We start from the raw sequence: 20,448 nt of genomic DNA, 5'->3' as shown, positions 1-20,448 counted from the left end.
CCCTTCGACAGGCTCAGGGCAAACGGGGTTGTTAGCTGGCTGGGTTCACCCGCAGCGCAGCGCCTTGATCGTGTCCACGTCGTCCAGCTCAACATTCAGGCGGTCGGACCGATAGTCCATCGTCACCGCCATACCGGGCTTGATCACCCGCACGGTCCGCGCACCCGAGCGCTGCTTGGCGCGCTCGATCACCTGCGGCTTGGCCTCGCGACCCACCAGAGGCTGGACGCGGTCGGCATTACATTCGCGGATGCCGCCGGTGCCGGGCGCAGGCCGCTCATAGCTACACGCGGCTAGGCTCAGCGGCAGGGCGATCAGGGCAACGGCTTTCATGGGTTCGGCTCCTCGGTACGCGTCATCTTGAGCTTACCATTGCGCACGGTGAACCCAAGCTGACCCTCGACCAGCGCGAGCGCGTCGCGGCCGAATTGTTCGAAGCGCCAGCCGCGCAGGATCGACAGCCCTTCGCGCTGACCCGCGGCAAGCGCCTCGAGATCGTCGGAGCGGGCGAGCAGGCGCGAGGCGACGTTGATGTCGCGCGAGCGGATTTTGAGCAGCAGCTTGAGCAGGTCGGCGACCAGTGCGCCTTCCTTGCCGAGCGGGAGCTTGCGGTCATCGCGCGGGGGCATTTCCTCGGCCGACATCGGCTCGGCATTCTCGAGCGCGGCCATCAGGCGCCCGCCGATATCGTTGCCGCCCCAGGTTGCGGAAAGGCCGCGCACCTTGGTCAGGTCGGCCTGTTTGCGCGGGGGATTCCCGGCGAGATCGGCGATCGTCTCGTCCTTGACGATGCGCCCGCGCGGCAGGTCCTTGCCCTGTGCCTCACGCTCGCGCCATGCCGCCAGCGCCTTGAGGCGACCCAGCACTTCGGGCTTGCGGCTGGAGATGCGGATGCGCTGCCACGCCTTTTCCGGGTCGCTGCGATAGTTTTCGGGATCGCCGATCCGCTCCATCTCCTCGTCCAGCCAGTCGCCACGGCCGGTCTTTTTGAGCTTCGCCAGCATCTTGGGGAAGATTTCGGAGAGGTAGGTCACGTCGCAGATCGCGTAATCGATCTGGCGCTTGTCGAGCGGACGGCGCGACCAGTCGGTAAAGCGTGCGCCCTTGTCGACCGTGATGCCGAGATAGGTTTCAACCAGGTTGGAATAACCGATCTGCTCGCCCTGACCCAGCGCCATCGCCGCGATCTGGGTGTCGAACAGAGGGTAGGGGGTCTTGCCGGTCAGGTTATAGACGATCTCAAGATCCTGCCCGCCGGCGTGGAAAACCTTGAGCACATCCTCATTGTTCACGAGCAGCTCGAGCAAGGGGGTCAGGTCGAGCCCCGGTGCCATCGGATCGATCGCCGCCGCCTCGTTCGTGTCCGCGATCTGGATCAGGCACAGCTCGGGGTAGAAGGTGTTTTCCCGCATGAACTCGGTATCCACCGTGATGAACGGTTGCTGCGCGAGGCGGGTGCAGAGGTTGGCGAGCGTCGCCGAGTCTTGAATCAGGCCGTGAATATGCATCGCAGGCCCATAGCCGCGCCCGCGCGGGTTGACAAAGGGGCGTGTGAGAAGGATGCGCGCGGCCTGATATTTTTACGCGCCGACCGCGCGCCTGCCACTTGAGAAGAGACCAACCGATGCACGTCTATCGCACGCACAATTGCGGCAAGCTGACCGCCGATCAGGTCGGTGAGACCGTCCGGCTGTCGGGCTGGATTCATCGCAAGCGCGACCATGGCGGCGTGCTCTTCGTCGATCTGCGCGACCATTATGGCGTGACGCAGATCGTTGCCGACAGCGACTCGCCTGCATTGGCGGTGCTTGAAGGCCTCCGCGTCGAATCCGTTGTGACGATCGACGGCGTGGTCAAGGCGCGCAGCGAGGCGACGGTCAACGCCAACCTCGCCACCGGCGCGATCGAGGTGTTCGCCAAGGGCGTGACGGTTCAGAGCCACGCGCAGGAACTGCCGATGCCGGTGTTCGGTGAGGCGGATTATCCTGAGGAAACGCGGCTTCGTTACCGCTTCCTCGACCTGCGCCGCGAGGGACTGCATGCAAACATCATGCTGCGCAGCCATGTCATCGCGAGCCTGCGCAAGCGGATGATTGATCAGGGCTTCACCGAGTTCCAGACACCGATCCTGACCGCGAGCAGCCCCGAGGGCGCGCGCGATTATCTGGTGCCGAGCCGCGTGCATCCGGGCAAATTCTACGCGCTTCCGCAGGCGCCGCAGATGTTCAAGCAGCTGCTGATGGTTGCGGGCTTCGACCGCTATTTCCAGATCGCGCCGTGCTTCCGCGACGAGGATGCGCGCGCCGACCGTAGCCCGGGCGAGTTCTATCAGCTCGATTTCGAGATGAGCTATGTCACGCAGGACGACGTGTTCGCGGCGATCGAACCGGTTCTGCATGGCGTGTTCGAGGAGTTCGCGAATTGGCAGGGCAAGGGCCGCACGGTCAGCCCGCTGCCGTTCAAGCGCATCCCCTACCGCGAATCGATGCTGAAATACGGCAACGACAAGCCCGACCTGCGCAACCCGATCCTGATTTCCGATGTCAGCACGCATTTCGAAGGCTCTGGTTTCGGGCGCTTTGCCTCGATCGTCGAAGCTGGCGACGTGGTCCGCGCGATCCCGGCACCGGGCACTGCGGACAAGAGCCGCAAATTCTTCGACGATATGAACGCGTGGGCGCAGTCCGAGGGTTTTGCCGGCCTGGGTTATGCGACGCGCAAGGGCGGCGAATGGGGCGGCCCAATCGCCAAGAACCATGGCGAAGACAAGATGTCGGCGATGGCCGACGCACTCGGCCTTGGCCCGGATGACGGCATCTTCTTTGCCGCGGGCAAGGAGGCGCAGGCCGCCAAGCTCGCCGGCCTTGCGCGCACCCGCGTCGGCGAGAGCCTCGAGCTGATCGACAAGAGCCGCTTCGAATTCTGCTGGATCGTCGATTTCCCGATGTTCGAATATGACGAGGACGCGAAGAAGGTCGATTTCAGCCACAACCCGTTCAGCATGCCGCAGGGCGAGCTGGAGGCGCTGGAGACCAAGGATCCGCTCGATATCCTCGCATGGCAGTATGACATCGTGTGCAACGGCATCGAGCTGTCGTCGGGTGCGATCCGGAACCACCGTCCGGAGATCATGTACAAGGCGTTCGAGATCGCTGGGTACAGCCAGCAGGACGTGGACACCAATTTCGCGGGCATGATCAACGCGTTCAAGTTCGGCGCGCCGCCGCACGGTGGCTCGGCCCCGGGCGTCGATCGCATCGTGATGCTGCTCGCCGACCAGCCGAACATCCGCGAGGTCATCGTCTTCCCGATGAACCAGAAGGCGGAGGATCTGATGATGCAGGCGCCGTCGGCGGTGAGCGAGAAGCAGCTCAAGGAGCTGAACATCCGCCTCGCGCCGCAAGCGATGGACAACAAGGGCTGACCTGAAACTCCCCTCCCGCTTGCGGGAGGGGCTGGGGGAGGGCATGTTCGCGGCATGCTCCACCCGATTTTGACAGACCCTCCCCAGACCCCTCCCGTAAACGGGAGGGAAGAATGAAGATCGACCTTTCGGATTACGAGTCCGGGGACAAGGTCGACGACTATCACGACCGCCTGACCGCGCTGCAGGAGCGGCTGAGTCATATCCAGACTGCGCACATCATCCATAAGCGACGCGCGATCATCGTGTTTGAGGGCTGGGATGCGGCGGGGAAAGGCGGGATTATCCGGCGGCTGACCGCTGACTGGGACCCGCGCTATTTCGAGGTCTGGCCGATCTCCGCGCCGACGCCGGAGGAGCTGTCGCACCATTTCCTGTGGCGCTTCTGGCGGCGGCTGCCGGCGCAGCACAATATCGCAGTGTTCGACCGCAGCTGGTATGGGCGGGTGCTGGTCGAGCGGGTCGAGGGCTTTGCGAGCGAAGCCGAATGGAAGCGCGGCTATGCCGAGATCAACGACTTCGAGGCGCAGCAGGCAGAGACCGGCGCGACGCTGATCAAGATCTTCGTTCATGTGACTCAGAAAACGCAGGACAAGCGTTTGCGCGAGCGGATCGAGACGCCGTGGAAGCGGTGGAAGACCGGCCTCGACGATTATCGCAACCGCGCGCGGCGGGCGGACTATCTGGACGCGATGCACGAGATGTTCGCGCGGACCAGCACCGAAGCGGCGCCGTGGATCGTGATCGACGGCAATGACAAGAAGGCGGCACGCATCGCCGCGCTGACCGCAATCGCCGATGCGCTGGAGGCGCGCGTACCGATGGACCCGCCCGCGCTCGCTCCGGCGGTCGAAGCGGCGGCGCGCAAGGCGGGTGTGATCGACTGAAGCGATGGACGGCACGGTGTTGCGGCTCTAGGCGGTATCAAAAGTTACGTATGGACCCGGAGAGCGATGCCTGACCCCCAATCCGCGGCAATGCACGACCGCGCGCAGGCAACGATCGGCATCGCCGACCTGTTCACCATCGGGATCGGGCCGTCATCCTCGCATACGGTCGGCCCAATGCGCGCGGCCTTTGCCTTTGCCGAAGCGGCGTTGGACCGGGGCGTGCCGGTGTCGGTGTCGTGCGAGCTGTTCGGATCGCTCGCGCTGACCGGCAGGGGCCATGCGACCGATGTCGCGGTGATGCTGGGCCTTGCGGGCTGTCAGCCAGAGAGCGTCGATCCCGATGCGGTGCCGACCGTCGTTGCAACGATCCGCGCGGAGGCACAGCTGAAGCTGGGCGGGCATGTCCCGGTACCGTTCATCGAGGGGAAGCACCTTGTCTTTTGCAGCGACCGGTTCCTGCCCGCACATCCGAACGGGATGCGCTTTGTCGCGCATTATGGCGATGGCGAGCCCTATGAAACCTTCTGGTATTCGATCGGCGGCGGCGCGGTGGTCGAAGGTGGGTGCGAACCGCCTCAGGCGAATGTGAAGCTGCCCTTCGCCTTTTCATCGGGCGCGGAGTTGCTCGCGGTGGGCGAGGCGCAGGGCAAGAGCATCGCCGACATCGTGCGCGCGAACGAAGCTGCGTGGCGCGACGATGCGGAGACTGATGCTTTTATCGATTCGCTGCGGGGCGCGATGTCGGCCTGTATCGAACGCGGGATGCGGGGCGAAGGCGAATTGCCCGGCGGGCTGAAGGTCAAGCGCCGGGCACGCGACCTGCACGCCCGGCTGATGGCACGCGGGCCGCGATCGGACCCGTCATTGGTGTTCGACTGGGTCAGCCTGTGGGCGCTGGCGGTGAATGAGGAGAATGCTGCGGGCGGCCGCGTTGTCACCGCGCCCACCAATGGTGCGGCGGGGGTGATCCCGGCTGTGCTGCGCTATTACGAAACCTTCTGCGCCAGCCCGACCCCGGCGGGATCGCGTACCTTCCTGCTCACTGCGGCTGCGATCGGGTTTCTGTACAAGAAGCGCGCGTCGATCAGTGCCGCAGAGATGGGGTGTCAGGGCGAGGTCGGCGTCGCCTGTTCGATGGCGGCAGCGGGGCTGGCGGCGGCGCTGGGTGCGACCAATGCGCAGATCGAGAATGCCGCCGAGATCGGGATGGAGCATAACCTCGGCCTCACCTGCGACCCGATCGGCGGGCTGGTGCAGATCCCGTGCATCGAACGCAACACGATGGGCGCGATCAAGGCGATCAACGCCGCCTATCTCGCGATGCACGGCGATGGCAGCCATATCGTAAGCCTGGACGCGGTGATCGAAACGATGCGCCAGACCGGCGAGGACATGCGGTCCAAGTACAAGGAAACGGCGCAGGGCGGGCTGGCGGTCAACGTCGTCGCCTGTTGATCCCCCACCTGCTAGGCTCCTGCTTTGTGGGAGCAATCCATGCGCGTCACGATTTTCGGCACCAAGGGCTATGACCGCCGCTTTCTAAGCGAGGCCAATGCCGCGCATGGGCATGATCTGGTGTTTCTGGAGCCCCGGCTCGACCTGACCACCGCGCCGCTGGCGAAGGGGTCGCGCGCAGTGTGCGTATTCGTCAACGATCGCGTCGATGCCGCTGTGCTGGCGGCGCTGGCCGAGGCGGGAGTGAGGCTGGTCGCGCTGCGCTGTGCCGGGTTCAACAATGTCGATCTGTCCGCCGCCGCGCGGCTGGGCGTCGATGTGGTGCGGGTGCCTGCCTATTCGCCGCATGCAGTGGCTGAATTCACCATCGGCTTGCTGCTGGCGGTCGACCGGCAGATCCCACGCGCCTGGGCGCGGGTGCGGGAGAATAACTTCGCGCTGGACGGGCTGATTGGGCGCAATCTGCATGGCCGGACGGTGGGCGTGATCGGTACCGGACAGATCGGCGCGCTGGTCGCCCGCACGCTCAAGGCCGGGTTCGGGTGCGATGTGCTGGCGAGCGATCCGGTGGTCGATGCGGCGCTGGAGGCGATCGGGGTGCGCTATGTGGCGCGGGAGGCGTTGCTGGCGCAGGCGGAGGTGGTGACGCTCCACTGCCCGCTGACGCCCGATACCCGCCATCTGATCGACGCCACCGCCATCGATCGCGCACGCGACGGGCTGGTGATCGTCAATACCAGCCGTGGCGCGCTGATCGATACCGCTGCGCTGATCGCGGGGCTCAAGTCACGCAAGATCGGTGCGGTCGCGCTCGATGTCTATGAGCAGGAGGCGGACCTGTTCTTTGAGGATCTGTCCAACGAGATCGTCGATGACGATGTGTTCCAGCGGCTGCTGACTTTCCCCAACGTCCTCGTCACCGGGCATCAGGCGTTCCTGACGGAAGAGGCGCTGGCCGCGATCGCGGAGACCACCTTGTCGAGCATCAGCGATGCCGAAGCTAGGCGGGTGCTGACCAACCGGATTGGGGTGGAGCGGGTGCGGGGCGGCGGTCAGCCGGGATAGGCGATCGTCATCACCTCATAATCCTTTTCGCCTGCGGGCAGCACCACCTTGCGCAGATCGCCCACCGCAGCACCGCGCAGCGCGCGGGCGAGGGGGGAGTTCCAGCCGATCCGGCCAGCGCCGGCATCCGCCTCGTCATCGCCGGTCAGCGTCAGCGTGCGGTGGTTGTCATCCTCATCGGCGATCGTAACCGTGGCCCCGAACCAGACTTTCGACTGATCCTCTTGCCGTGCCGGATCGACGACCTTGGCCGCCTTCATCCGCTTTGCCAGCCAGCCGAGCCGCCGGTCGATCTCACGCAGCCGTTTGCGCCCGTAGATATAATCGCCGTTTTCCGACCGGTCGCCATTGCCCGCAGCCCAGGCGATCGTCTCGACCAGTGCCGGCCGCTCAGTGCCGAACAGCACGTCATATTCGGCCTTCAGCGCCGAATAACCGGACGGCGTGATGTAGTTAGGACGGTCGATCAAAGCGTGCGGCCCATGCTGATTCGCGGCTCGACCGCATAGCCCATATGCCCCCAGAAGGCGGCGGCGTCGTGGTTGGTGTCGCGGACCTGCAGGTTCACCTTGGTGCAGCCCAGCTCCGCCAGCGCCTGTTCGGCAGCACGGATGAGCGCGCGGGCGATGCCGCAGCCGCGCGCCTTGGGATGCACCGCCAGCTTGTAGAGCCAGCCGCGATGGCCGTCATAGCCCGCCATGATCGCGCCGAGGACATGGCCATCCTCTTGCGCCACCAACAGCAGGTCGCGCTGCACCGCCAGCTTTTGCGGGATCGCGACTGCGGCGTGGCTGTGCGGCGGGTCTTCGGGAAAGACGGTGCGCCACAGCGCATCCACTTCCGCGAACTGCGCCTCGGCATAGGGAAGGATCGCGATCACCCCGGGCGGTTCTTCCCCAGATACCAGCTGGTCCGATACGGGCCGCGCGAACGCGAGCGCTGGGGGTGGAGCAGGTCGTACACCACCGCATTCTCGAGCACGCGGTGGACATAGTTCTTGGTCTCGAAAATCGGGATGTTCTCGATCCAGACGAGCATGTCGACGCCGGGCAGGCGCGGATCGCCATTGGCGCGGATCCACTTGTTCACATTGCCCGGCCCAGCATTATAGGCAGCGACGGCGAGCGGGTAGCTGCCGCCATAATAGTTGAGCATCCGCTGGATATAGCTGGAGCCGAGGCGGATATTGTAATCGGTGTCCACCGTCAGCGCGTCGCGGTTGTAGCTGAGGCCAAGCTGCCCCGCGACCTCACGCGCCGTGCCGGGCATCAACTGCATGATCCCGCGCGCGCCGGCATGGCTGATCGCTGCCTTGTCGAACTGGCTTTCCTGCCGGGCGATGGCGTGGATGATGGTGAAGTTGCTTTCCTGCCCCAGCGGGACCGGGACGGAAGGATAGCCGGCGACGGTATAGTCGGTCAGGCCATTGAGCAGCGCGCTACGCCCGACCATCACGCCCAGGTCTGGGCGGCCGATCGTGCGCGATAGCTCGGTCGCCAGCACATGATCCTCCGCGCTGGTCGCATCGGCGGCGATCTGGCGCAGGAAAAAGCCCTGATCCTCGGCGCGGCCCAAGGTGCCGAGCATCTGCGCGGCGCGCACCACTTCGCGGTTGTAGAAGGCGGTGCGCGCGGCGGGGCTGACCTTGCGGAAATCGACGGGCGGCGGCGCCCTGAGGTCGCGGCTCAGCCGTTCGGCGGCAAGCTGGCCGTAGAACAGGTCGGAGTAAGCGGCGGCGCGCTCGTAATAGGCGCGGGCGGCGCCGGCTTGCCCGGCGGCCTCGGCAGCGCGGCCAGCCCAGTAAATGCCCTTCGACTGGGTGGTCGGGGTGCGCGACCCGCGCGAATAGCGGTCGAACATGCCGATCGCGTCGGCGGGGCGGCCTAGCTTGTGCATCGCGACGGTGCCGGCGAGCCAGACGAGGCTGGTATAATCGTCGCGGATGCCGAGCCCGAGATCGGAGACGTCGGTCCCCGGCGCGACCGCGTCGTCGACCTGGCTCGCAATCGCATAGGCCAGCGCATATTGCCGGTCGGACTCCGCCGCACGCGCGTTGGTCAGCAGCACCTCATACCATTCCTCGACATTGCCGGGGCGGCTGTCGAGGGTGCGGGGGCGGGCGAGCAGCGAGCGCGCCGATCCGCTTGCGCCATTGGTGCGATACCAGCTTGCGCGGTCGGCGATGAAGCCGGGGTCGCGGAGGCCAAACGCCTCGACCGCAGCCGCGCGGTCCTGCGCGTCGGGGGCGTTGGAGTGGAGCGCGAGCCGTGCTTCGAACAGTGCGCGCTTCTGCGGCGAGGTATAGCCGATGTGGCGCGCGGCGACGGTGCGCGCGTCCTGCCACAGCAGCGCGTCCATCCGCGCGTCATGGTCGGCGGGGGAGAGGGCGCTGGCAAAGGCACCCAGCACCGCAGTCTCGTCGGTCGGGCGGAGAATGCCGCTGCGCCAGGCGCGCCGCGCGTGCTCGTCCGCTTCAGCGCGGCGGCCTGTGATCGCTAGCGCCTCGGCAAAGCGGATGCGCCCTGCGGCGGTCAGCGGAGGGAAGCGCTCGAAGAAGAGGACGGCGAGCGACGGCGCGTCGGTGCCTGCCCCCAGCGAGGCTTCGGCGGCAGCGCGGCGGCTCGTCTCTCCCGGCCAGCCGGGATGGGCGAGCATGAAATTGGCATAGTCGCTGAACGGCCAGCGATCCGACTGTTGCAGCCGCTTCCACTGGTCGATCGTGTACTGCAGGCTGGACGCCGACGGGGGCGGGGCGGCAGGCAACACCTGCGCCGCGACCGCAGCGAACTGCGCGCGATACCATTGGGCTCCATCCTGCACGACCTGTGAGGAGACCGCGACACCCGATACGCCGGCGAGCAAGAGCCCGCTCTTGAATACAGAAGCAAGCATGCTGGACATGATACGCAATCGCCCCCTATTGGCCACCCCGAATTTCCGACGATTGGGGCATTTTGACGCATATGTTCGCAGGTTCCATCCCCGCCCTGATCACACCATTCCGTAACGGCAGCTTTGCGGAGGACGTATTCCGCGATTTCGTGGAGTGGCAGATCAGCGAAGGATCGTCGGCTCTGGTCCCGGTGGGTACCACGGGCGAGGCGGCGACGCTGTCCAAGGACGAGCATTTCGAGGTTGTGCGCGTGTGCGCCGAGCAGGTGCGCGGTCGCGTGCCGGTGATTGCAGGCGCAGGGTCGAACGACACGCGCGTCGCGATCGGCAACGTTCAGGCGGCGAAGGAAGCCGGTGCAGATGCGGTGCTGATGGTCCCGCCTTATTACAACCGCCCGAGCCAGGAAGGCATCTTCCAGCATTTCGCGGCGGTGGCGGGCGAATGCGACCTGCCGATCATCCTCTACAATGTCCCCGGTCGCACCGTGACCGACATCCAGCCCGAAACGGTAGTCCGCATCGTTGAGGCGTTTCCGGACAAGTTCGTGGCGATCAAGGATGCGAGCGGCGACCTGACCCGCGTATCCAAGCATCGCGCCGCGCTGCGTAATGGCCTTGCCCAGCTGTCGGGCAACGACGAAACCGCGCTCGCCTTCAACGCGATGGGTGGGGTCGGGTGCATTTCGGTCGCCGCGAATGTCGCGCCCAAGCTGTGCGCGCAGTTTCAGGCGGCCTGGGCCGAGGGCGACACGGCGGTGGCGCTGGCGCTCCACGACCGGCTGTTCGCGCTGCACCTCGCGCTGTTCACCGACGCCTCGCCGGGGCCGGTGAAGTACGCGGTGAACAAGCTGCGGCCCGAGATTTGCGCCGAACTGCGCCTGCCGATGGTCGCGCCGAGCGACGCGAGCAAGGCGGCGGTCGATGCGGCGATGGCGGCGGCGGGGATTATCTGAACGATGCGCTACTTTGTCCCGGATATCCGGCTTCCGGAAGAGAGCAGCGCCAGCATTGAGCGATTGGGTGGCATACCGTTCGGACTAGCGACGGCAGACTGGCCGTTGTGTGCGGAATGTGGAAAGTCGCAATCGCTTCTCGCCCAGCTCGCGCATCATCCTGATCGGCTCGACCTCGGGCGTAATGGCCGGATTTTGTTCGTGTTCCAATGCAGTCACGATCCCGGCATGTGCGACACTTGGAGCGCAACCTCCGGCGCGAACGCTTGCCTCGTGGTGGAGCCTGAAAACCTGACTGGAATTCAGACTCCCCTGCCAGCTGACACGCCCCCATTGGATAATGCAGTCGTGATTGCAGGATGGGTCGCTCGCGATGATTCAGTGACCGACGCCGAGGCCATGGCATTCTATTCAGACGAGAAATTTCTTGAACTCGGTGAGAATGTCTGGCGCAAGGTTACTAACGGGACGAAGCTGGGAAGCGTGCCGAGCTGGGTACAAAGCCCAGACGAGGCGCCGAAGGGTTGGCGATTCATCGGTCAGCTGGACAGCGGTTATAGTTTTCTCTCAATGCCCGACGCCCCATGTCCTTGGGTGAAGCCTGATCCCGAAGCATGGGAGGGGCGCGCAGCCTACGCTGACGGCCCCAATTTCGGCGGCGGGATCGCCTATCTGTTCCTCACAGAAGGCGACCCAAAGCCTGAGGTTCGCATGTTTTGGCAGTGTGGCTGACGGTTTCGGAAGCCATCGCTTCCCTTTCTCCCCCCGCACGCCTACATCGCGCGTCCCATGGCACGCCCTCGTCCCCTTGAATTCGACAAGAAGAAGATCGTCGCGGAGAACCGCAAGGCGAGGTACGAGTATTTCCTCGAGGAGTTTTTCGAGGCGGGGATCGCGCTGCAGGGGACCGAGGTGAAGTCGCTGCGATTTGGCGAAGGGTCGATCGCGGAGAGCTATGCCGAGGTGCGCGACGGGCAGGCGTGGCTGGTCAACGCCAACATCCCCGAATTTTCGCACGGAAACCGCTTTAATCACGAACCGAAGCGTCCCCGTAAATTGCTCCTTCACGAACGCCAGGTAGAAAAGCTGCAGGGCGCGGTCGCGCGGGAGGGCATGACGCTGATCCCGATGTCGATCTACTTCAACGGTCGCGGTCGCGCGAAGGTCGAGCTGGCGCTGGCGAAGGGCAAGAAGACTCACGACAAGCGCGAGTCGATCAAGGAACGGGACTGGAAGCGTGAACAGGGGCGGATCCTCCGCGATCGCGGGTGACATGAAACCGAGTCGTCTCAGCGCTTGGTGGCATCGCAACATGCCGACCCGCGAGTCGATCGAGCAGATCCGCTGGCTGCGTCCCGTTGCCCATCGCGTTCTCGCCCCGGAATTGTGGCGATTTACTCGTCGGTCGGTGCCGCGTGGCGTGGCGCTGGGGCTGCTGGTCGGTATCTTCCTGCTGATCCCGGGGCTTCAGATCGCGGGCGCGGCGATGCTGGCGCTGCCGTTCCGCGCCAATGTGCCGATCGCTGCGGCGATGACGTTCCTCAGCAATCCCGCGACCACGCCGTTCATCCTCTATGGCTCGGTGTACACCGGCAATGTGATGCTAGGGCGGAGCGCCGATGTGTCGGGGTTCATGGCGCTGGTCGAGCATCATGCGGGTGTCGGCGAATGGATGAGCTGGCTGTTTTCGCAGGCGGCTCCGGCGCTGCTGATCGGGCTGCTGGTCATTTCGGTGGCGTCGGCGGTGGCAGGCTACGGCATGTCCATTTTGCTCTGGCGCGCCTGGGTTGCGCGCAAATGGCGCAAGCGGGTCGCACTCCGCAATAAAGTTTCTTCCGAGACTTGATCGGGCGTATCATCGGCGTAAGACACGGGCGTTTTCTAATGTCCCGAAGGGTGCCCGATGCGTCTTCTCCTGATCCCCGTCCTCCTCGCCGGAACCGCGCTGGCGAGCGGCTGCACACCGTCGACCAGCGCAGAAGCGCCGTCGGCTGCCCCGGCGCCGGCTCCCGCAGCCAAGCCGCAGCTCGGCAGCTTCGGCTTCGATGTAACGGGGATGGACCGCAGCGTTGCGGCGGGCGAGGATTTCTACGCCTTCTCGAACGGGGCCTGGGCAAAGAACACGCCGATCCCCGCGGACAAGTCCAACTATGGCATGTTCACCGCGCTCGATGATCTGTCGAAGGAGCGGGTGCGCGGCATTCTGGATGAGGTGAAGGACGATCAGGCCAGCATGGTCGGGCGCGCGTACACCAGCTATCTCGACACGGCGACGGTCGAGGCACGCGGGCTGGCGCCGATCCAGCCGTGGCTGGGCAAGATCAAGGCGCTCGACAGCAAGGCGGGCTATGCCGCTTTGGTGGTCGAAGGCGTGAAGATGGGCATTCCCGGACCGTTTGGCGGCTATGTTGGCCAGGACGACAAGATCCCGACCCAATATATCTTCTCGATCTATCAGGGCGGCACGGGGCTGCCTGATCGCGACATGTATCTGCTCGACAACCCCAAGATGGCTGCGATCCGCACCGGCTATCTCGGCTATCTGACGAAGATGCTGACGCTGGCGGGCGAGGCGAATGCCGAGGCGCGGGCCAAGGCAATCCTCGACCTTGAGACCAGCATCGCCAAGGTGCAGTGGACGCGCGAGGAATCGGGCGACGCGGCCAAGACTTATAACAAGTTCACGCTGGCAGAGACGGCCAAGCTGTCGTCCAGGACGCTCGACATGCCCGCGATCCTGAAGGCGGTGAGCCCCAAGATCACCGAAGTGCTGGTCGGCCAGCCGGGCGCGGTGACCGGCATCGCCAAGATCCTGGACGACGCGCCGCTGGCGGTGGTCAAGGATCAGATGCTGGTCCGCAGCCTGGGTGCGATGGCCGATTATCTGCCCGATGCGGTCGCCGACACCAACTTTGCTTTCTATGGCACGACGCTTCAGGGCACGCCGCAGCGCGAGGAGCGCTGGAAGCGCGGCGTCAGCTTCACTGAGGGTGCGCTGGGCGAGGAACTGGGCAAGGAATATGCCGCGCGCTATTTCCCCGCGGAGTACAAGGCGGAGATGAACAAGCTCGTCGCCAACGTGCTCGACGCGATGGGCCGCCGGATCGACTCGCTCGACTGGATGCAGCCGCAGACCAAGGCGCGCGCCAAGGCGAAGCTCAAGAACTTCACCGTCAAGGTCGGCTATCCTGATCAGTGGCGCAGCTATGCGGGCCTCGAGGTCAAGGCTGACGACCTGTTCGGCAACGCCGTCCGCTCGAACCGCTTCGACTATGCCTATATGCTCGACAAGCTGGGCGGACCGGTGCGCCGGTGGGAATGGGGCATGCTGCCCCAGACGGTGAACGCCTATGCCAATTTCGGCATGATGGAAGTCGTGTTCCCCGCCGCAATCCTTCAGCCGCCCTTCTTCGACCCCAAGGCTGACCCGGCGATCAACTATGGCGGCATCGGCGCGGTGATCGGCCACGAGATCAGCCATCATTTCGACGATCAGGGCGCCAAGTATAACGAGAAGGGCGAGCTGTCCGACTGGTGGACGCCTGCAGACGTCAAGGCGTTCGAGGCGGCGGGCAAGGCGCTGATCGCGCAGTATGACGCCTATGAGCCGCTGCCCGGTGAGCATGTGAAGGGCGAGTTCACGCTGGGCGAGAATATCGGCGATCTCGCCGGCCTCACCATCGCCTATGACGCGTACAAGCACGCGCTGGGCGGCAAGGAAGCGCCGGTGATTGACGGGTTCACCGGCGACCAGCGCTTCTACCTTGGCTGGGCGCAGGTGTGGCGTCGCAACTATCGCGAGGCGAACCTGCGCCAGCGCCTGCTGACCGATCCGCACAGCCCGTCGATCCAGCGCGCCTGGGTCGTCCGCAACCTCGACCCCTGGTATGGTGCATTCGGCGCGAAGCCGGGCGAGAAGCTGTATCTGGACCCGGCAAAGCGCGTCCGCGTCTGGTGAGCGCTTGACGCTATGCCAGCGGGGCGGGAAAGGGGGCCATGCCCGCAACTCCCGCCCCGACTGACGACTCCCCCGGCATCACCGGCCCGCTGATCGTCGCTATCGCTGCGGGCGCGGTCGCGGTCGGCGCGGTGCTGTGGGCGATCGACTCGCTACCGGTGGCGGCCGGATTCTTCGCGACGGCGGTGCTGATCGCGCTGGCGGTGACGTTGCTGCGGCGACCTGCCGTTGCGGCGGAGGCCTCGTCGCAAGCGAGTGAGATCGACTGGTCGCTGGCCAATATGCTGGCGTCGATGAGCAACGACGCGATCGCGGTCACCGATCGTGCCGGGCGGCTGGTCTGTGCGAACGAGCGGTTCGGGACGCTGTTCCCCGGCTATCCGGCGCCCCCCGCAGTGGTGATCGGCGACTGGGCCGCGTCACAGCTGGGTAGCGCCGGGCGCGCGGCGTGGCGCGACGGGCAGGCGTCGAGCGGATCGTTCGACGCCGCCGGGGCCAAGTTGACCGCGCATGTCGCACGCGTTGGGGATTCGCTGCTGGTGTGGCGCTTCGCCGGTGCCGATGCGGTGGACCTGACCAAGCAGGCGCAGGCGCTGGTCGCCGGGAAATCGGGCGACCGGCTGGGTCAGGCCGGGATCATGATGGCGCTGATCGGCGCCGATGGCCGAGTGCGCGCCGCCAATCGCGTGCTGCGGCTGCGCGCTGTGGGTGACGAGCTGGCGATGATCGAGGGGCGGGACATCACCCGCTTCCTGATCACCGACAATCGCGGGACGGTGCGGTTCGAGCGCGAGGGGCTGTCGGGGACGCCGATCCGCGTGCTCGAAATCCCCTTCCTCGACGGCGATGCGACGCCGATGCTGGTGGCGCTGCTCGATGAGGAATATGCCCCGGCGCAGGAGATGGGCGCGGAATCGACCGCGCATGTCCGGTCGTTGATCGCGCTGCTCCCCACCGGCATCGCGCTGGTCGGGGCGGATGGCCGCTTCGCCTTCATGAACGATGCCTTTGTCCGCGCCGCGCACGTGAATGGCGATGCGCCGCCGCTCTACCCGGGCGACCTGGTGGTGCGTGAGGACAAGAGCACGCTGGCCGATGCGGTGCGGCGCTTTGCGGCGGGTGCGGTGCATCCGATGGACCTCACCGTCCGCTTCGCGCAGGCTCCGGACGAGGCGGTGTCGCTGTCGATCGCCTCGGCGCGTGGCCTGGGCGACGCAGCCGTTCTGCTCAGCCTGCGTGATGCGGGTGAGGAGGGGCAGCTCAAGCGACAGGTGGCGCAGGCGACCAAGATGCAGGCGGTCGGCCAATTGGCCGGGGGCGTCGCGCACGACTTCAACAACATCCTGACCGCGATCATCGGCCATTGCGACCTGATGCTGATGCGCCATGCGCCCGGCGACAGCGACTATGACGATATCCAGCAGATCCTGCTCAACTCGAACCGCGCCGCCGCGCTGACCCGCCAGTTGCTCGCCTTTTCGCGCCAGCAGACGCTGCGGCCGCAGCTGTTGCAGCTGCCCGACATCATTTCCGAAGTGTCGAACCTGCTCAAACGCCTGCTGGGCGAGACGGTCGAGCTGGTGGTCAATCACGGCCGCAACCTTGGTCCGGTCCGCGCCGACCCCGGGCAGTTGGAACAGGTCGTTGTCAATCTTGCCGTCAATGCACGCGACGCGATGCTGGCGAAGAACCCCAATGGCGGCGGCACCCTGACGATCGAGACGCTGAGCGTCGCAGCACATGAAGTGCGGGCGATGGACGAGGATGTCCTGCCGGTCGGCGACTATACCGCGCTGCGGGTGTCCGACACCGGATCGGGCATTCCGGCGGACGTGCTCGCGCATATCTGGGAGCCGTTCTTCACGACCAAGGAAGTGGGGAAGGGGACCGGCCTTGGCCTGTCGACCGTCTATGGCATCATAAAGCAGTCGGGCGGGTTCATCTTTGCCGAGAGCGAGCCGGGCAAGGGTGCGGTGTTCACCATTTACCTGCCGGTCCACACGGCGCCCGAGCCGACCGCGCAGCTGCCGACCGCCAAGGCGGTGCAGGGCGATCTGTGGGGTACCGGTACGATCCTGCTGGTCGAGGACGAGGCGATGGTGCGCGCCGTCGCGGAGCGTGCGCTGGCGCGGCAGGGCTATACCGTGCTGACGGCCGAGAATGGTGAAGCGGCGCTGGAATTGCTGGAGAAAAGCGGCAAGCCCGACCTGCTGATCAGCGATGTGGTAATGCCGACGATGGATGGCCCAACCATGGTGCGTCAGGCGCGCAAGAAGTATCCGGACCTCAAGATCATCTTCATGTCCGGCTACGCCGAGGAACAGCTGCGCAAGTCGATCGACCTCGACAATGTCGCATTTCTTCCGAAACCCTTTTCAGTCCAGCAACTTGCGGAGCTTGCCCGGTCGGTGATGACCGCGAAATAGCACTCGACCGCTGGGCGATAGTCGGGCACATGCTGGCGCGATGAGCGCACCGCAACGCATCCTCGTGGTCGAGGACGAACCCCTGATTGCCATGATGATCGAGGATTTTCTCGACATGCTGGGCAAGGACCATGCCGGCACCGCCGAAAGCGTGGCCGGCGCGCTGGAGATCGTCGCCGGGGGCGGCGTTGACGCCGCGATCCTCGACGTCAACCTGTCGGGTGGCGAGCAGAGCTGGCCGATTGCCGACGCGCTGGCGGCGAAGGGGTTGCCGTTCGTCCTCGCGACCGGCGGCAGCGGCGACATGGTGGCCGAGGCGTATCGCGACCGCCCGGTTCTGGCCAAGCCGTTCACGATGGACGCGGTCGAACAGGCGCTCGCCGCGCTTTGACTCTTCAGGCGATGCGGTGGGGTAACTCCGCCGCATCGGCTTCGATCGCTGCATCCGGTGCGACCGCTTCCCACGGGAACACGAACCAGTCCTTCGTCACCGATCGGTCGATCGTCCGCGCGGCATACTCGACCCGCTGGTGCGATGTCACATTGTCGAGCAGCGTAGCGAAGCGGACGTTGCTGGCCTCCGCACCAGCAGCCGCCAGCCCGTCGCGCAGCCGACCGATCGTTGCCCCGCTGTCGTTGATATCGTCGATAAACAACAGCCGCGCACCCTCGCGCGTCCGCAGTGCCAGCCGCGCGAGTGCGGGCGCGGCGAGGTTTTCGTTGCGGGCGCTGTAATCCACCGACAGCATCGGGCCGACGATCGCGTGGCTGAGATACACCGCCGGGATCAGCCCGCCGCGCCCAATGCCGATCAGATAGTCGGGCTGCCAGTCGGCATCGGCGCGCACAGCATCGGCCAGTGCAAGCACGTCCGCCACGAACTGCTCATGCGAAATCGGGGCGAAAACCGGCATCAGTTGGCCGCCACATAGGCATCGAGCCGGACGAGGTGGGCGGCCTTCTCCGCTTCATCCAGAAACGACCCGGTAAAGCTGTTGCGTGCCAGCTGGGCGAGTTCGGCTTTGCCCAGCCCACGCGCGGCAGCGACGGCGCGGTAATTGTCAGCGACATAGCCGCCGAAATAGGCCGGATCATCGGAATTCACCGTGGCACGGAGCCCTTGCGCGAGCATTTGGTCGAGCGGGTGGTTCGTCAGGTTATCGACCACGCACAGCTTGAGGTTGGAGAGCGGGCAGACCGTGAGGGTCATTCCCGATTCGGCGAGCCGACGGACCAGCGCCGGATCCTCAAGGCTGCGATTGCCATGGTCCAGCCGGTCGATCTTGAGCAGGTCGAGCGCCTGCCACACATAGTCGGGCGGCCCTTCTTCCCCGGCATGGGCGACGCGCTTGAGGCCCAACTCGCCCGCCGCAGCGAACACGCGCGCGAACTTCTCGGGCGGGTGGCCTAGTTCGGACGAATCGAGTCCGACTCCTGCGATCCGGTCGAGCCAGGGATCAGCTGCCTTGAGCGTGGCGAAGGCCGCGTCCTCATCGAGATGGCGCAGGAAGCACAGGATCAGCTTCGAGGAGACCCCGTGGCGGGTCTCCGCCGCGTGCATGGCGGACAGCAGGCCATCGGCGACTACCTGAAACGGGATGCCGCGATCGGTGTGCGTTTGCGGATCGAAGAAGATTTCGGCGTGCGCGACTCCGTCCGCCGCAGCGCGTGCGAAATAGGCGTCGGCGAGGTCGTAGAAATCCTGCTCGACACGCAGCACATCGGCGCCGGCATAATAGATATCGAGGAAGTCCTGGAGGTTGGAGAAGCTGTACGCCGCGCGGACCGCTTCGACGCTGTCGAACGGGATCGCCACCCGATTACGCTTCGCCAGCGCGAACATTAGCTCGGGCTCGAGGCTTCCCTCGATATGAAGATGCAGTTCGGCCTTGGGCAGGCGGGTGATGAAGTCGGGTGCGGCGGTCATCGCATCAGGATCGCGCGATTGCCGTGGCAGGGCAAGGCGTTTGAACCGTGACCCCGCCGACAGGAACAAAAAAAGATCGTTCCGCACTTGTTCCGGTGGAACATATGCTGTACGACGCGCTTCAGGCAATGGTTGAATGCAGGCCGCAAAGCCTTTAGCGACGGAGACTTCTCATGGCAGCTTCCCTCAAGGTGATCGAAGGAAAGATGGGCATTTCTCCCGACAAGCAGAAGGCGCTCGATGCAGCGCTGGCACAGATCGACCGCGCGTTCGGCAAGGGCAGCGCGATGAAGCTCGGTTCGAAGGAGACGATGCAGGTCGAGGCGATCTCGACCGGCTCGCTTGGCCTCGACATCGCACTCGGCGTTGGCGGACTGCCGCGCGGTCGCGTGATCGAGGTCTATGGCCCTGAAAGCTCGGGCAAGACCACGCTGGCGCTGCATGTCATCGCCGAGGCGCAGAAGGGTGGCGGGGTCGCGGCATTCGTCGATGCGGAGCATGCGCTCGACCCGGTCTATGCCAAGAAGCTGGGCGTCAACATCGACGAACTGATCGTGTCTCAGCCGGATACCGGCGAGCAGGCGCTCGAGATCGTCGACACGCTGGTCCGCTCGAACGCGATCGATGTGCTGGTGGTCGATTCGGTTGCGGCGCTGGTGCCGCGCGCGGAGATCGAGGGCGAGATGGGCGACAGCCATGTCGGCCTTCAGGCGCGTCTGATGTCGCAATCGCTTCGCAAGCTGACCGGTTCGATCAGCCGTTCGCGCTGCATGGTGATCTTCATCAACCAGCTGCGCATGAAGATTGGTGTGATGTACGGCAATCCCGAAACCACGACCGGCGGCAATGCGCTCAAATTCTACGCCTCGGTCCGGCTCGATATTCGCCGCACCGGCCAGATCAAGGACCGCGACGACATCGTCGGCAACGCGACGCGCGTGAAGGTGGTGAAGAACAAGGTCGCCCCGCCGTTTAAGCAGGTCGAGTTCGACATCATGTATGGCGAGGGCATCTCCAAAATCGGCGAGATCCTCGACCTGGGCGTCAAAGCGGGGCTGGTCGAAAAGGCTGGCGCCTGGTTCAGCTATGACAGCATCCGCATCGGTCAGGGGCGTGAGAACGCCAAGACCTTCCTCAAGGAAAATGGCGATGTCTGTGCGCGGCTCGAAGCTGCGATCCGCAGCCGGACCGAAAAGGTCGCCGAGGAGATGATGACGGGGCCGGACGCGGACGACGACCTCTGATTCCACAATAGCGGCGACAAAGCCGCCGTTAACCAGTTTCGGGCAGCAATGCCTGTTGCGGGCCGTACCGGATCGACAGGTCGGTGGCGGTCAAGGGACCAGTCTCCCATTGGAAGGCCCGGCGTGGCGTGCGCCGGGCCTTTCCTGTTTCGGGTTGTCTAGGAAACCTGTCGCGGACGCGCTGCTTTACCAGCCGGCGGCGACGCGCGCTGCG

Annotated in this window: 19 protein-coding genes; 12 read left to right on the top strand and 7 right to left on the bottom strand. The window is 65.3% G+C overall.

The features are described 5' to 3' along the window. Positions 1–45 precede the first annotated feature (45 nt). Both K9B35_RS02170 and rnd read right to left on the bottom strand, forming a co-directional pair. Positions 46–333, bottom strand: a complete 288-nt coding sequence (locus tag K9B35_RS02170; protein WP_224920161.1) for an I78 family peptidase inhibitor — start codon at positions 331–333, stop codon at positions 46–48. Continuing rightward, positions 330–1,508 (bottom strand): ribonuclease D, encoded by a 1,179-nt coding sequence (gene rnd, locus K9B35_RS02165; protein WP_224920160.1) that lies wholly within the window; start codon positions 1,506–1,508, stop codon positions 330–332. The genes K9B35_RS02170 and rnd overlap by 4 nt, the downstream gene beginning before the upstream one ends. Positions 1,509–1,624: 116 nt before the next feature. On the opposite strand from rnd, the gene aspS reads away from it, so the two are divergent. The 4 genes from aspS (at position 1,625) to K9B35_RS02145 (ending at position 6,834) form a co-directional block, all read left to right on the top strand. Beyond that, the gene (gene aspS / locus K9B35_RS02160) at positions 1,625–3,424 is read left to right on the top strand and encodes an aspartate--tRNA ligase (RefSeq protein ID WP_224920159.1); all 1,800 of its coding nucleotides are present in this window, start codon (positions 1,625–1,627) and stop codon (positions 3,422–3,424) included. 113 nt (positions 3,425–3,537) lie between these two features. Further along, a complete protein-coding gene (locus K9B35_RS02155) occupies positions 3,538–4,311 on the top strand; it encodes a polyphosphate kinase 2 family protein (protein WP_224920158.1) in 774 nt (257 codons plus the stop codon). 66 nt (positions 4,312–4,377) lie between these two features. Further along, entirely contained in the window at positions 4,378–5,769 is a 1,392-nt protein-coding gene (locus K9B35_RS02150) for an L-serine ammonia-lyase (protein ID WP_224920157.1), read from the top strand. A gap of 39 nt (positions 5,770–5,808) precedes the next feature. Next, entirely contained in the window at positions 5,809–6,834 is a 1,026-nt protein-coding gene (locus K9B35_RS02145) for a 2-hydroxyacid dehydrogenase (RefSeq protein ID WP_224920156.1), read from the top strand. Here K9B35_RS02145 and greB read toward each other — a convergent pair. The 3 genes from greB to K9B35_RS02130 are packed head-to-tail and all read right to left on the bottom strand — an operon-like array spanning position 6,822 to position 9,726. Next, a complete protein-coding gene (gene greB / locus K9B35_RS02140) occupies positions 6,822–7,304 on the bottom strand; it encodes a transcription elongation factor GreB (RefSeq protein WP_224920155.1) in 483 nt (160 codons plus the stop codon). The genes K9B35_RS02145 and greB overlap by 13 nt on opposite strands. Further along, on the bottom strand, positions 7,301–7,714 hold the full coding sequence (locus K9B35_RS02135; protein WP_224920154.1) for a GNAT family acetyltransferase: 414 nt from the start codon (positions 7,712–7,714) through the stop codon (positions 7,301–7,303). The genes greB and K9B35_RS02135 overlap by 4 nt, the downstream gene beginning before the upstream one ends. Beyond that, the gene (locus K9B35_RS02130) at positions 7,711–9,726 is read right to left on the bottom strand and encodes a lytic transglycosylase domain-containing protein (RefSeq protein ID WP_224920153.1); all 2,016 of its coding nucleotides are present in this window, start codon (positions 9,724–9,726) and stop codon (positions 7,711–7,713) included. Before K9B35_RS02130 ends, K9B35_RS02135 begins: the two co-directional genes overlap by 4 nt. A gap of 71 nt (positions 9,727–9,797) precedes the next feature. Between K9B35_RS02130 and dapA the strand changes: the two genes are divergently transcribed. The 7 genes from dapA to K9B35_RS02095 are packed head-to-tail and all read left to right on the top strand — an operon-like array spanning position 9,798 to position 17,454. Further along, positions 9,798–10,679: a 4-hydroxy-tetrahydrodipicolinate synthase gene (dapA, locus tag K9B35_RS02125; RefSeq protein ID WP_224920152.1), complete on the top strand. Its 882-nt coding sequence runs from the start codon at positions 9,798–9,800 to the stop codon at positions 10,677–10,679. Between the two features lie 3 nt (positions 10,680–10,682). Beyond that, complete coding sequence (locus tag K9B35_RS02120) at positions 10,683–11,411, top strand: hypothetical protein (RefSeq protein WP_224920151.1); 729 nt, start codon at positions 10,683–10,685, stop codon at positions 11,409–11,411. 57 nt (positions 11,412–11,468) lie between these two features. Next, positions 11,469–11,951, top strand: coding sequence for an SsrA-binding protein SmpB (gene smpB, locus K9B35_RS02115; protein ID WP_224920150.1), 483 nt, complete (start codon positions 11,469–11,471; stop codon positions 11,949–11,951). A gap of 1 nt (position 11,952) precedes the next feature. Continuing rightward, a complete protein-coding gene (locus tag K9B35_RS02110) occupies positions 11,953–12,525 on the top strand; it encodes a DUF2062 domain-containing protein (RefSeq protein WP_224920149.1) in 573 nt (190 codons plus the stop codon). A 57-nt stretch (positions 12,526–12,582) separates the two neighbouring features. Beyond that, positions 12,583–14,637: a M13 family metallopeptidase gene (locus tag K9B35_RS02105; protein WP_224920148.1), complete on the top strand. Its 2,055-nt coding sequence runs from the start codon at positions 12,583–12,585 to the stop codon at positions 14,635–14,637. A gap of 38 nt (positions 14,638–14,675) precedes the next feature. Continuing rightward, entirely contained in the window at positions 14,676–17,063 is a 2,388-nt protein-coding gene (locus K9B35_RS02100; protein WP_224920147.1) for a PAS domain-containing sensor histidine kinase, read from the top strand. A gap of 40 nt (positions 17,064–17,103) precedes the next feature. After that, on the top strand, positions 17,104–17,454 hold the full coding sequence (locus K9B35_RS02095) for a response regulator (protein WP_224920146.1): 351 nt from the start codon (positions 17,104–17,106) through the stop codon (positions 17,452–17,454). 4 nt (positions 17,455–17,458) lie between these two features. Here the strand turns inward: K9B35_RS02095 and K9B35_RS02090 are convergent, their stop codons facing one another. After that, positions 17,459–17,977, bottom strand: coding sequence for a phosphoribosyltransferase (locus K9B35_RS02090; RefSeq protein ID WP_224920145.1), 519 nt, complete (start codon positions 17,975–17,977; stop codon positions 17,459–17,461). Beyond that, positions 17,977–18,990: an adenosine deaminase gene (locus tag K9B35_RS02085; protein WP_224920144.1), complete on the bottom strand. Its 1,014-nt coding sequence runs from the start codon at positions 18,988–18,990 to the stop codon at positions 17,977–17,979. The genes K9B35_RS02090 and K9B35_RS02085 overlap by 1 nt, the downstream gene beginning before the upstream one ends. A gap of 173 nt (positions 18,991–19,163) precedes the next feature. On the opposite strand from K9B35_RS02085, the gene recA reads away from it, so the two are divergent. Further along, positions 19,164–20,234 (top strand): recombinase RecA, encoded by a 1,071-nt coding sequence (gene recA, locus K9B35_RS02080; protein WP_224920143.1) that lies wholly within the window; start codon positions 19,164–19,166, stop codon positions 20,232–20,234. Positions 20,235–20,448 lie beyond the last annotated feature (214 nt).

It is taken from the genome of Sphingomonas sp. R647, from assembly GCF_020177055.1.
Lineage (GTDB): Bacteria > Pseudomonadota > Alphaproteobacteria > Sphingomonadales > Sphingomonadaceae > Sphingomonas.
This window is presented reverse-complemented; position numbering and strand designations above follow the sequence as displayed.